Source organism: Neobacillus cucumis (assembly GCF_023715505.1).
Genome location: NZ_JAMBOH010000003.1, coordinates 184,286 through 196,806, shown reverse-complemented (window position 1 = coordinate 196,806; position 12,521 = coordinate 184,286). Strand labels below are relative to the sequence as shown.

Annotated in this window: 12 protein-coding genes; 10 read left to right on the top strand and 2 right to left on the bottom strand. The window is 42.6% G+C overall.

Translation table 11 applies throughout. The features are described from left to right. Window positions 1-9 precede the first annotated feature (9 nt). The 4 genes from obgE (at window position 10) to pheA (ending at window position 2,920) form a co-directional block, all read left to right on the top strand. Window positions 10-1,302 carry a GTPase ObgE gene (gene obgE / locus M3226_RS06125; protein WP_251563576.1) on the top strand — a complete coding sequence of 431 codons (1,293 nt, stop codon included), beginning with the start codon at window positions 10-12 and terminating at the stop codon, window positions 1,300-1,302. A 30-nt stretch (window positions 1,303-1,332) separates the two neighbouring features. Next, on the top strand, window positions 1,333-1,782 hold the full coding sequence (locus M3226_RS06120) for an ACT domain-containing protein (RefSeq protein WP_251563574.1): 450 nt from the start codon (window positions 1,333-1,335) through the stop codon (window positions 1,780-1,782). Window positions 1,783-1,943: 161 nt separating this feature from the next. Then, window positions 1,944-2,069 carry a hypothetical protein gene (locus M3226_RS32195; protein ID WP_285857743.1) on the top strand — a complete coding sequence of 42 codons (126 nt, stop codon included), beginning with the start codon at window positions 1,944-1,946 and terminating at the stop codon, window positions 2,067-2,069. After that, window positions 2,066-2,920 carry a prephenate dehydratase gene (pheA, locus tag M3226_RS06115; RefSeq protein ID WP_251563572.1) on the top strand — a complete coding sequence of 285 codons (855 nt, stop codon included), beginning with the start codon at window positions 2,066-2,068 and terminating at the stop codon, window positions 2,918-2,920. Before M3226_RS32195 ends, pheA begins: the two co-directional genes overlap by 4 nt. Before the next feature lie 267 nt (window positions 2,921-3,187). Here the strand turns inward: pheA and M3226_RS06110 are convergent, their stop codons facing one another. After that, window positions 3,188-3,724, bottom strand: a complete 537-nt coding sequence (locus tag M3226_RS06110) for a transcription repressor NadR (RefSeq protein WP_251563569.1) — start codon at window positions 3,722-3,724, stop codon at window positions 3,188-3,190. Window positions 3,725-3,783: 59 nt separating this feature from the next. Further along, complete coding sequence (locus M3226_RS06105) at window positions 3,784-4,926, bottom strand: IscS subfamily cysteine desulfurase (protein ID WP_251563567.1); 1,143 nt, start codon at window positions 4,924-4,926, stop codon at window positions 3,784-3,786. Between the two features lie 99 nt (window positions 4,927-5,025). Here M3226_RS06105 and nadB point away from each other — a divergent pair, with 99 nt between their 5' ends. The 6 genes from nadB to M3226_RS06075 all read left to right on the top strand — a co-directional run bounded on the left by nadB (window position 5,026) and on the right by M3226_RS06075 (window position 12,463). Further along, window positions 5,026-6,603, top strand: coding sequence for an L-aspartate oxidase (gene nadB / locus M3226_RS06100; RefSeq protein WP_251563565.1), 1,578 nt, complete (start codon window positions 5,026-5,028; stop codon window positions 6,601-6,603). Further along, on the top strand, window positions 6,572-7,420 hold the full coding sequence (gene nadC, locus M3226_RS06095) for a carboxylating nicotinate-nucleotide diphosphorylase (protein ID WP_251563563.1): 849 nt from the start codon (window positions 6,572-6,574) through the stop codon (window positions 7,418-7,420). The genes nadB and nadC overlap by 32 nt, the downstream gene beginning before the upstream one ends. Window position 7,421: 1 nt before the next feature. Beyond that, complete coding sequence (nadA, locus tag M3226_RS06090) at window positions 7,422-8,519, top strand: quinolinate synthase NadA (protein WP_251563561.1); 1,098 nt, start codon at window positions 7,422-7,424, stop codon at window positions 8,517-8,519. Window positions 8,520-8,827: 308 nt separating this feature from the next. Then, complete coding sequence (gene safA / locus M3226_RS32190) at window positions 8,828-10,711, top strand: SafA/ExsA family spore coat assembly protein (protein WP_308211931.1); 1,884 nt, start codon at window positions 8,828-8,830, stop codon at window positions 10,709-10,711. Further along, on the top strand, window positions 10,698-11,687 hold the full coding sequence (locus M3226_RS06080) for a phosphotransferase (RefSeq protein WP_251563559.1): 990 nt from the start codon (window positions 10,698-10,700) through the stop codon (window positions 11,685-11,687). Before safA ends, M3226_RS06080 begins: the two co-directional genes overlap by 14 nt. Before the next feature lie 86 nt (window positions 11,688-11,773). Continuing rightward, a complete protein-coding gene (locus M3226_RS06075; RefSeq protein WP_251563557.1) occupies window positions 11,774-12,463 on the top strand; it encodes a YhcN/YlaJ family sporulation lipoprotein in 690 nt (229 codons plus the stop codon). Window positions 12,464-12,521: the final 58 nt, after the last annotated feature.

Below are 12,521 nucleotides of genomic sequence, written 5' to 3'. Positions count from 1 at the left end.
AGGAATTAGATGTTTGTCGATCAAGTTAAAATATATGTAAAAGGCGGAGACGGCGGAAATGGGATGGTGGCCTTTCGCCGTGAAAAATATGTACCAAATGGGGGTCCTGCCGGCGGAGATGGCGGTAAAGGAGCAAATGTTATCTTTGAGGTCAATGAAGGCTTACGTACCTTAATGGATTTCCGTTATAAGCGTCATTTCAAAGCAGAGCGCGGAGAACATGGCATGTCCAAGGGAATGCATGGCAGAGGCGCTCACGATATGATTGTCAAGGTTCCGCCTGGAACGGTGGTAATCGATGCTGCCACAAAAGAGGTCATCGCTGATTTAGTAGAACATGGTCAACAGGCCATCATTGCTAAGGGCGGCCGTGGCGGGCGAGGAAATACTCGGTTTGCTACCCCGCAAAATCCTGCTCCGGAGATTGCTGAGAATGGCGAGCCTGGGCAAGAGCGTGATGTCATTCTTGAATTAAAACTGCTTGCTGATGTTGGTCTTGTTGGATTTCCAAGTGTAGGGAAGTCGACATTATTATCTGTCGTGTCATCGGCAAAACCAAAGATTGCCGAATATCACTTCACAACAATCGTACCTAATCTTGGCATGGTAGAAACAGAAGATGGCCGAAGCTTTGTTATGGCCGACCTGCCGGGATTAATTGAAGGTGCAAGTGAAGGCGTTGGACTTGGTCATCAGTTTTTACGGCATATTGAGCGGACAAGGGTGATTGTCCACGTCATTGATATGGCCGCAACGGAAGGCAGAGATCCATTTGATGATTTTGTGACCATTAACAAAGAGTTAAAAGAATATAACCTTAGATTGACCGAGCGCCCACAAATCATTGTGGCGAATAAAATGGATATGCCGGATGCAGAGGAACACTTGGAAATGTTTAAAGAGCAGTTAGAAGAGGATTATCCAATTTTCCCTATTTCAGCCCTAACACGAAAAGGCCTGCGTGACCTATTATTTGCGATAGCCGATAAAATCGAGCAAACACCAGAATTCCCTCTTGATCACGAAGAGGAAGATGTAACTGGCGTACATCGTGTATTATATAAACATGAGGCCGATCCAGATGCCTTTACGATTACAAGAGATCCGGATGGTGCATTTGTGCTCTCTGGTGATAAGCTCGAACGATTATTTAAGATGACCGACTTTTCAAGAGAAGAATCGGTTCGCCGTTTTGCGCGTCAGCTGCGCGGTTTTGGGGTTGATGATGCCTTAAGACAAAGAGGAGCAAAAGATGGGGATATTGTTAGGCTGTTAGAATTTGAATTTGAGTTTATTGAGTAGTTTTCCGTAAAAGAACGAGGTAGAGTTTAGATGGATAATTTTGATAAAAAGTTTTACTTGGTTCGTGAGGATGTTTTGCCGGAAGCGATGAAGAAAACGATTGAAGTGAAAGAAATGCTTGATAGAGGCAAAGCAGATTCGATTGCGGATGCCGTTCTAAAAGTGGACCTAAGCAGAAGCGCCTTTTATAAATATAGGGACACTGTTTTTCCTTTTTCTACAATTCAGAAGGAAAAGATCATTTCCCTTTTCTTTCATTTGGAAGATCGCTCAGGCACGTTGTCCAACTTGTTAAGCGTTGTTGCCTTATCAGGATGTAATGTGCTGACGATACACCAAACGATTCCGCTTCAGGGCAGGGCCAATGTGACATTGTCATTAAATACTTCGAATATCATAACAACGCTTGACGATTTGCTAACGGAACTAAGAAAACTTGAATTTGTAGAAAAAGTGGAAGTGCTGGGAACAGGTGCGTAGTGGACAAGGTCCACTATGGGCCTGGTCTTTAGCCTTCCTTTTTAAAAATTAGGCTTGTTATAAAGGTTATTGTTGATTTTTAGCATGTTGATTGGAGCGGAAGGCGCGCAGACTCCTCGAAAATGCTATCGCATTTCCTTCGTGCGTGGGTGGATTCGAGGATGAAAAATTCAATGTCCTGCGGGAGTACGGGGCTGGGGAGGCTCCCCGGACCGCTCGTGCCTGGAGCGGAAATCAACACTCAATTGAACACACGTAAAAATACAGAGGAGTGGGGAAAGTCATGAAGGTTGGTTATTTGGGGCCAAAGGCAACATTTACAGAATTAGCTGTGAGTAAAGTTTTTCAAGGATTCGAGCTGGAACCGTATAATACGATTCCGGAAAGTATCGATGCAATCGTAGATCATAAAGTAGATTTAGCAGTTGTTCCGGTTGAAAACGCCCTTGAAGGTTCAGTAAACATTACACTAGATTATCTAACGCATGTAGTCGATATTCCAATTGTCGGAGAAATCACACTGCCGATTAAACAGCACTTAATGGTTCATCCTGACAATAAGGACCATTGGCAGGATGTTTCAAAAGTATTTAGCCATTCCCATGCCATCGCCCAGTGTCATAAGTTTTTACATACCCATTTTAAAGGTGTACCAATTGAAAGTATCTCATCAACAGCAGCAGCGGCGAAGATGGTCATGGAGCAGCCAGAAATGAATGCGGCGGCCATTGCCAATGAACTCGCGGCCAAAGAATATGGACTAACCATCGTCCAAAAAGATATCCATGATTTTCATTTTAACCATACCAGCTTTTTTGTTTTATCTGAACATGGCTTGGATTTTGCGGAAATAAGCGGCTCATCTCATTATAAGACAACCCTTATGGTTACACTGCCTTCTGACCAGGCTGGAGCTCTTCATCAGGTATTGTCGGCGTTTGCTTGGAGAAAATTGAATCTTTCCAAAATTGAATCAAGACCTATGAAAACAGGAATTGGCAACTATTTCTTTATCATTGATCTTGAAATGAAACTTGATGAAGTATTAATTCCAGGAGCCATTGCAGAGCTAGAAGCACTTGGCTGTGGCGTCAAAGTGTTAGGAAGCTATCCATCCGTAATCGTAAATCTTGATTAATAAACGAAGAGACCCGTGCCATCTGCAGCGGGTCTCTTATTACTAAGAAATGAATATTGTCTTCGAGAATTGTCCAGCTCCAGCTCCCAGCCACTAGTAGACTTCGCCCATCTCCCTTCGATAAGTCAACATCGAATCGCTTCCGCTCTTCGTGTTGTCTAGCTCCAGCGCCTGGTCAAGGCGCTTCCGCTTTTCTATTTTCCTTTATCTCAGTGGAAGTGCTCCAGTCTTGTCGTGCGCTAAACGGTCGCTTCCGCTTTTCTTTTTTTATTCAATTATATATCCCTCTGCTTTTAGGGCTTGCTCTGCTTGATCTAAGACTTGCGTACTTGAAGCTGAAATGGTATGAAGGTGGAAGCCTTCGGTTAATTCCGATAATAATGCAGCCTTCGAGTTTTTAATATTTTCCATAAATTGCTTCACCTCATGACGGTTAGAAACCATAATAGAGGCGGTTAAATCGCCGTATACGGAGTGCTCGATTTTTACATCTTTTACAAGCACACCATGGTCAACAAGCAAATTTAATTCATTCTCTGTGTCTTCCGGTGCATGTTTGCAGGCAATGGTTCTTTCAAATCTAGGGGTACCCGAGCTGGTCTTTAAATAGATATAACCTTGGCTCGTGGCAATAATTGGTTCATTCTTTGCTTTAAGAAGGGTAATATCTCCAACAATAACTTGTCTGCTAACATTTGTTCTAGCCGCTAGTTCACTGCCGGTAAGCGGTTCAGAGCTGTCTTTCAGCTGCTGGAGGATGAACGACCTTCTTTCCTCTCCCAAAATTTTCTTTTGCTCAGCCATAAAAGCTCTCCTTTAAATATAATCTATCTACTTATTCTAGCACAGTTCGTTTCTTTCTATCACGGAAGCCGTTTGAACGATTTCACAACGCTGACCATCGTTTCCCCAAGCTTAATAACATCTTCCATTGTCGTGGTCGAACCTAAAGAGATCCGAATAAATTCCTTTGCTTGGTCTTTCTCTAATCCTAATGCCTCCGTTACTTTTGCGGGGGTTTGCATTCCGATTTGACAGGCGCTTCCCGTGGAAATTGCAAATCCAAGACGGTTGCATTCGAGCATCATCCATTGTCCCTCAATACCAGAAATCCGCATTCCAATAATATTGGCAAGCTGTCGATTGTCATCAGCTTGATAAATGTCTACCCATTCTTTTACCGGCTTCAGCGCTTCTATAAATGCTTTTCGGAGAGACTGAAATTTAGTTTGGTCCTCTTCAAGTCGTCCGATAATTTTCTGAGCCGCGGCCGTCATGGCAGCGACCGCCGGTACATTGACAGTTCCAGGCCGAAAGCCGCTTTCATGTGAACCCCCCGGGAAAAATGGCTCCCAAGAAAGGTTTGGGTTAATATAGACTCCGCCAATCCCTTTAGGTCCATAGATCTTGTGACCGGAAAACGAAAAACTGGCGACCAAGGGAGCGATGTTTTTTACATTTATTTTTCCAAAGGACTGGACAAAGTCGCTGTGGAAATGAATTTTATTTGCCCTGGCTATTTTCGCCATTTCCTCGATTGGCTGGATGGTCCCAATTTCCGAGTTAACATGCTGCAATGTAATTAAAATCGTTTCAGGTTTAATTGAACTGAGGACGAGGTCCAAGTCAATCAAGCCCTTTGAATTAAACGGAATAAGGGTGACTTCGTAGCCATCCTGTGTGAGCCGCTTTAAAACACCATGGACAGAGGAATGTTCTGCCATGCCCGCGATAATATGTTTTCCGCCCTTTAATGGAGCAGACAAAAGGGCCTCGATCGCTAAGAAGTTTCCTTCCGAGCCGCCGCTTGTAAAATATAAGCCTTTTTTATCAATGCCAAAAATATTTGCCAATTCTTCCCGGCAATTTTCCAGTAAAAATTGAGACTGACTGCCGATATCATGCAAACTCTGAGTGTTTCCAAAGTATTCGGTTGCCACTTTTACATATACCTCAGCAGCATCCTGATCTAATGGAGTTGTCGCAGCAAAATCAAAATATATCATCCTAATTCTCCAATAATCTATTTTTTTAGTACTTGTTTTTAGTTTAATTCTGTGTAAATATATATGTCAAGACACCTGTTAATGCCAGGAGGGTTATCCATGATAAATGATGATGTAGTAATAATTGGAAGTGGGATAGCCGCGTTACAGCTGGCTGTTCAATTAAATAATCATTTGAATGTGAGAATACTCACAAAGAGGAAATTAAGAACGGCAAACTCTTATCTTGCACAAGGGGGCATTGCTGCCGCTTTAGGAGCAAATGACCACCCATCCAAACATATCGGGGATACACTTGAGGCGGGAAGATTTCATAATAACCTGGATACTGTCAGGGAAATAATTGCAGCTGCCCCATCCCTAATCCGAAACCTGTCCCAGCAGGGAGATGTTTTTGATAAGGATTCTAACGGTGAATTATTTTTAGGGATGGAAGGAGCCCATAGCGAAAAGAGAATTGTCCATGGCGGTGGTGATGCCACTGGTAAAAACGTCATGGAACATTTAATCAGCAGGCTCCCCAATAATGTAACGATTGAAGAAGATGTATTTGCTTACGAATTACTTTTAAACGCTGAAAAAACTCGCTGTGTGGGCGTTAAAGCAAAACAATCGGATGGGACGATACGAAAGTTCTATGGAAGCCACATCATTATGGCCTCCGGCGGCTGCGGCCAATTGTTCACTTACACCTCAAACGCTGGTACTGTATGTGGTGATGGCATCGCGATGGCCTACTTAGCAGGTGCAGAAATTGTCGATATGGAATTTATTCAATTTCATCCGACCCTTTTGTATATCAACGGTGAAACAAAAGGATTAATTTCTGAAGCCGTTCGAGGTGATGGGGCGATCCTTGTGACCGAAGAGGGAATTCCTATTATGGAAGGGATTCATCCCATGAAGGACCTGGGTCCAAGGCATGTGGTCTCACAAAGAATCTATGAATTTCTTAAAAAAGGGAAACAAGTATTTTTAGATATTAGCAGTATTAAAGAATTTAGCAAAAGATTTCCTACGATTACGGCTATATGTGAAGAAAATGGAATTTGTTTAGCGGACGGAAAAATTCCGGTCGCACCTGGAAGCCACTTTTTAATGGGCGGAATTAAAACGGATTTAATGGGCCGTTCTTCCATTAATGGGTTATATGCAATCGGAGAAGCTTCCTGTACAGGACTGCATGGCGCCAACCGCTTGGCGAGCAATTCATTATTAGAGGGGCTTTATCAAGGTGATCGATTATCAAAATGGATCAATAGCACCGGAACAAAGTACCAAGAATTTGATTCTAGAGATTTCGTACCACCAGCTATTACTAAGATATTGAATTTACCGGATATTCAGCGGATCAAGGATTTAATGATGGAGCGGGTAGGGATTGTTAGAAATGAAGCCAATTTGAAAAAGCAGCAAACCTGGCTGGCCCAATTTAATGCCGATCAAATCCAGTTAGATACATGTTCCAGAACGGATCTATCCAAAATCTTTATGGTGATTACAGCGAGTCTGATTACCGAATCTGCCTTACAAAGGACAGAAAGCCGCGGCGGTCACTATCGAAGTGATTATCCGTTAGAAGACAATCAAAATTGGTTGCGTCAATCAATTACTCATAAAAAGAATCTGGGATTGGAGAAAAATAATGAACTCATTAAAACTGCGCTCGCAACTTGAGGAATTTTTTATTGAAGATATTGGCGAACAGGATATAACAACCGATTACATTTTTTCGGATGATACTACGGGGAAGATTGTATTTCTGTCAAAGGACGAGGGTGTCTTTTGCGGGGAGGAAGTGATCAAAGCTGGTTTTTATCTTTTAAATCATGACCTTTCCGTTGAGCTGTTTGTGAAGGACGGCCAAGCAATCGAGAAGGGGCAAGAGCTTGCAAATGTCTCAGGAAAAATCGCTGACTTACTAAAAGGAGAGCGGGTGGTCCTAAATTTAATCCAAAGGATGAGTGGGATTGCTACTTTAACGCAAAAGGCGGTTCATACCCTTGATAGTGGTCATACAAAGGTTTGTGACACACGAAAAACAACCCCTGGTTTAAGAATGCTTGAAAAATACGCGGTTCGCTGCGGCGGAGGTTTTAACCATCGCTTTGGTTTATACGATGCCGTCATGATTAAGGATAACCATATTTCGTTTGCAGGCTCGATTTCAAAGGCAGTAGAAGCGGTCCGAAAAAAGGCTGGTCATATGGTAAAGGTTGAGGTAGAGGTAGAAACGGAAGAACAAGTACGGGAAGCAGTTCAAGCTGGTGCGGATGTGATTATGTTTGATAACCGAACACCTGATGAAATTAAGGAGTTTATCAAACTGGTCCCTGCTGGTATCATTACCGAGGCCTCCGGCGGCATCCAATTAGCGAACATCGCTGACTATCGTGATACTGGTGTAGATTATATTTCTCTTGGGCTTCTGACCCATTCCTATAAAGCCCTTGATATAAGTGTAAAAGTAATATGGAATAAAGGAGATGAGTAGAATGAGCTTCTTAGAAACTTTACAAAAGAATGTGATGATTCCTGAAAAATACAAGCAAATGACGAGGGAAGAACTTGAAAACCGCGTCATCGAGGTAAAACAACAGCTTGGTTCCCGGCTTTTTATTCCAGGTCACCATTATCAAAAAGACGAAGTGATTCAGTTCGCCGACGCAACCGGTGATTCTTTAAAACTAGCGCAATTATCAGCTAAAAACACGGAAGCCGAGTTCATCGTATTTTGTGGTGTACATTTTATGGCAGAGACGGCCGATATTTTAACAAGTGACAATCAAAAGGTATTTCTGCCTGATATGCGGGCCGGCTGTTCCATGGCCGATATGGCCGATATCCAGCAAACCGAGAGAGCATGGGAAAAGCTTCAAGAACTGTTTGGAGACACGATTCTTCCCTTAACGTATATCAATTCAACCGCGGCCATTAAGGCGTTCGTTGGTGAAAATGGCGGAGCAACTGTCACCTCCTCCAATGCAGAAACAATGGTTAAATGGGCATTAGGAATCAAAGAACGGATTTTATTTTTACCTGATCAGCATTTAGGACGGAATACTGCAGCGGATTTAGGGATTGGATTAGATGAGATGGCGATTTGGAATCCAATCTCGAATGCCCTTGAATTTGAGGGAGATGTTTCAAAAATAAGAGTGATTCTTTGGAAAGGGCATTGCTCTGTCCATGAAAACTTTACTGTTCAAAACGTCGCCGATACACGTGTTCAATATCCCGATATGAAAATTATCGTTCATCCGGAATGCCGCCGGGAAGTTGTTGAATTAGCCGATATGGCGGGCTCCACAAGTTTTATTATCAATACAATCGAAAAGGCAGAGCCAGGTTCAGCTTGGGCGATTGGAACCGAGATGAATCTAGTAAACAGGATTATCAAAGATCATCCGGATAAACAGATTATCTCATTAAATCCACAAATGTGCCCTTGTTTGACAATGAATCGTATTGACTTGCCGCATTTAGTTTGGAGTTTGGAAACCTTAGAAGATACTAACAATATCATTAAAGTGGGATCAGAGATCACAGAAAATGCAAAATTAGCCTTAGACAGGATGTTAAAAAATTCATAAATAGTGAAAAAAAGATGTAATTGATCGAATTGCATCTTTTTTTCTTATTTTTAAAAGGGTCATTTTTATCCTTTGATGATATATCGGCGGTTTTTTCTAACATATCGGCGGAAATCTTCAATATATCGGCCGTTTTTTCTAATATATCGGCGAAACCAGAGCTTTTATCAGCGAAACGAATCTCGCTATATCTTTGGGGACTTATTCATAATTTGATAAAAGGAAGCATAAGTTTTTTTGAAGTATATTAGCACTTTGCCCATTTTCACATACACTATATGGACTTATGCCATAGGAGGGAAATCAGAGTGAAGATCCATATCGTACAGAAAGGGGATACTCTTTGGAAAATCGCCAAGAAGTACGGCGTGAATTTTGAAGAGCTGAAAAAATTAAATTCACAGCTCAGCAACCCTGATATGATTATGCCCGGAATGAAAATAAAAGTTCCTACTACAGGTGGATCAATAAAGAAAGAAGCACCGATTGGAACGAAACCGGAAACGTCGATCAACTTAGGAGCTAAAAAGGAAATGCCCATTGCTGAGCATCCGTTTGCCAAAGAAAAACCTATTCCACTGCCAATCAAGGAAGCACCAATTGTGAAAGAACAACCAATCTTGAAGGAAAAACCGATCGCAAAAGAACAACCAATTGTAAAAGAACAACCGATCGTGAAAGAACAGCCAATTATAAAAGAAGCACCAAAAGCACCATATACTCCCAAAATGCCACTGCAAATCATCCCAGAAATAGATATAAACAATTATTATACGACTAACATGACAAACATGACCGTCCAGCCACAGCTTCCTCCTAAACCTGCCAATATACTTCCCGAGGTCAAAGAAGAACCAAAGAAAGAAATTCCAGTTCCTCCACCAGCACCAGTACAAGAGATGCCGGTTCAGACACCGCCGCCGCAAGAAAATTGTGTACCGATGACACCTGTCATGCCAGGCCCTGGCTTCTGCCCTCCATTTGATGGAATGCCGATGACGCCAATTATGCCATATCCTGCGGTCCAAGGAGCAGGTTATGTGCCACACCCTGGAATGGTTCATGGAACACCTGGGTTTAATCCAGCTGTTGCCGGTACTTCGGTTATGCCGGGGCAATTTTTCCATGACGAGTCATCATCGTTCATGCCGCAAATGCCTGGTGTAAACCCGGCTTATAATCCTGGAGCCGCAATGGGAGCCCAAATGCCAATGATGGACCCTGCCGCTTATGGTCAAACACCAATGGGCTATGGAGGCATGCCAGGCGGACCAAACCAAATGCCAATGGGGTATGGAGAAATGCCAGGCGGACCAGGCCAAATGCCAATGGAGTATGGAGGAGTGCCAGGCGGACCAGGCCAAATGCCAATGGGCTATGGAGGAGCACCAGCGGGACCAAGCCAAATGCCAATAGGGTATGGAGGAGCACCAGCCAACCCAGCGCAAATGCCTTCGGGCTACGGAGAGTATCCTGCAGGATACGGTCAAATGCCAACCGGTTATGGCGAAATGCCGGCTGGATATGGTCAAAACCCAATGGGGTATGGAGAAATGCCAGCTGGATATGGTCAAAACCCAATGGGGTATGGAGAAATGCCAGCTGGATATGGTCAAAACCCAATGAGCTATGGAGGAGTGCCTGCTGGGCACGGTCAGATGCCAATGGGGTATAGTGGAGTGCCAGGAGGATATCCTGCAGAACCAATGGCAGGGGCACAAGGTTATCCCACTTCATATCAAGGCGGAATGACACAAGCCCCTCCAGGAATGCCTGGTACCATGTATGGCAACCCTGGAATGGTTAATCCTTACGGAACGGGAACCGCACCATACGGATATCCACAAGTGGGCGGACCTGGACCACAAGTAATGGGTGTACATGATTTTGAATCTTCCGATCTTCTTCCACCTACTGCAGGGGCACAAATGCCTTATATGCCGACAGCTCCAACACAAGGGCCGCCAGTAGGATCAGGAGGTGACTGCGGCTGTGGTGGAGGTATGCAGCCTGCTGGAATGGTTCCACCAAGCGCACCGGCAAGCTTTGTACCGCCAACACCGCCAATTTACAGTGCACCATATTCAGGACCCATGAATGTTGCTCATCCGCCATATATGAATCCTTACGGTGTGGGACCAGCTGGAACAAATCCTTACGGTATGCCAGGTTACCGTGATGAAAGCAATTAAAACACCCCGCAGCCAAAAAGGAGACGATGATTACTTGAATCGTCTCCTCTCTTATTTTAAATCACAGTTTTATGAAAAAATTATTCAGCTGGTGCCGATCCGAAAGTCTGTTTATTTATTAAAAACCGAAAAAAATACTTATATTATAAAAGGGTATCGGTCCAATAACAGACTAAAGCTTCAAGAGGCTTTTACCGCAACATTAAGAAAAGAAGGATTTTTGAAATCCTATATATTCTTAACTAATCCGATGAAAGAACAGCTCTTTTTTGAGGGAACCTATTTTGGCTGTATCGAATATATTCCTCCACATAAAACAGCCTTTTCCTATCATTCCCATCATAATCGTCAAGAAGGGCTTGATTTGTTGAAACAATTTCACCAAACGACCACTTCATTTGAAAATCGGTATCGTACTTTACTGCCGAAGGGTCAGTTAATTGAAAAATGGACGGAAAGACTCAAAGTCTTTTCGGGCAATCTTCCTTTTATAAAGCATTATCTAGATGATTACATGATTTCTGAATTGATATCATGGGCCAATTGGTCACTAGCGGGTATGATAAAAAATCGACGCTTTTTTCAAAAGGAACAAGATGTTATTCTTCATGGCGATGTCGCCTATCATAATTTTCTTCGTGACCAAAATGGACAGCTGAATTTAATTGATTTTGATTTAATTAGTATCGGCCCTCCCTCATTTGATTATTTACAGTATGCCAATCGAATTCTTCCCTCTATCGATTGGTCATTGGATAAATTGGGAAGTTTAAAGCAAATAGGAAAATATTTAGATGAAGAAGCTTTTTTGTATGCCTTACCTTTCCCTAGCGATATTTTTCGAGAATGGAATCGAATGATTCGGGAAAAAGCCTATACCGACCAATCAAAAATAGGGCAGGTCATGGATTTAACGGTCAATCAATTTCATCTGCGCAAAAAATTTATCAGCCAATTACAGGAAAAAGTGAAATGATTTTATCAGAATGAATTACAACCGAAGATAACACCCTATAAATGAGCAGATATTATGCTCAGATTGTACTCTAGGGGGTTTATCGCTTGAACAAAAGACAGTGGATGATTCCTCTTTCCTTCTCTTTATTATTAGGTGTAACTGGATGTGCAAATGATAATAATCGTGCTGGAAATCATGGGAATAACCTAACTCGGCCGATTGGTTATTATTCAAATGAAAATCACGCCAATAACGATTATGACATACTAAGGGATAATGATGGTACCATAACGGAAATCATGGATCATAATTTAGGCGTGGAAGATCAAGCTGTTGATGAAAAAACCAGAAGGCAGATGCAAATAAGAGATGAAAATGGGAATCCCCAAAATCCAACGGTCCCTAGAGCTAAAACGGATCGCAACTTTTTCCAGCGTGACAACCGTTTTAGCACAAGTGATCTGAACTATCACGGTCACTTGAGTGCCAAAAATGGGAACAACGGAGTAGTGACAGATCCGGAGTTCCAGGATCGGTTTACAGCTAAAATTAGAAACAAAGTGGAAAATATCGATAATGTCAGGAATGTAAGGTCTGTTGCTTATGGCAATACTGTGATTGTTTCGGTTTCATTGCATGACCATGATCGGTCAGCTGAAACAAAACAAGCTATTAAGAACGCGGTTCAGCCTTACGCAAAAGGAAAAGACGTTCAGGTTATAACAGACGATGGAACAATGGGCCGTATGAGGAACATTCATAATGATGCTCAGAGGGAAAAGGGTGGTAACTAATCCACTCCCCATCGGGAGGCAGCTTTCGGGCTTGCCTCTTTTTTTTATCATTTTCTAA

Excerpts from the sequence above, each read along its gene's own strand:
- nadC (WP_251563563.1), top strand. The coding sequence starts at position 6,572 with ATGAACTCATTAAAACTGCGCTCGCAACTTGAGGAATTTTTTATTGAA.
- obgE (WP_251563576.1), top strand. The coding sequence starts at position 10 with ATGTTTGTCGATCAAGTTAAAATATATGTAAAAGGCGGAGACGGCGGA.
- nadB (WP_251563565.1), top strand. The coding sequence starts at position 5,026 with ATGATAAATGATGATGTAGTAATAATTGGAAGTGGGATAGCCGCGTTA.
- nadA (WP_251563561.1), top strand. The coding sequence starts at position 7,422 with ATGAGCTTCTTAGAAACTTTACAAAAGAATGTGATGATTCCTGAAAAA.
- M3226_RS06105 (WP_251563567.1), bottom strand. The coding sequence starts at position 4,926 with ATGATATATTTTGATTTTGCTGCGACAACTCCATTAGATCAGGATGCT.
- M3226_RS06080 (WP_251563559.1), top strand. The coding sequence starts at position 10,698 with ATGAAAGCAATTAAAACACCCCGCAGCCAAAAAGGAGACGATGATTAC.
- M3226_RS06120 (WP_251563574.1), top strand. The coding sequence starts at position 1,333 with ATGGATAATTTTGATAAAAAGTTTTACTTGGTTCGTGAGGATGTTTTG.
- M3226_RS32195 (WP_285857743.1), top strand. The coding sequence starts at position 1,944 with ATGAAAAATTCAATGTCCTGCGGGAGTACGGGGCTGGGGAGGCTCCCC.
- M3226_RS06110 (WP_251563569.1), bottom strand. The coding sequence starts at position 3,724 with ATGGCTGAGCAAAAGAAAATTTTGGGAGAGGAAAGAAGGTCGTTCATC.
- pheA (WP_251563572.1), top strand. The coding sequence starts at position 2,066 with ATGAAGGTTGGTTATTTGGGGCCAAAGGCAACATTTACAGAATTAGCT.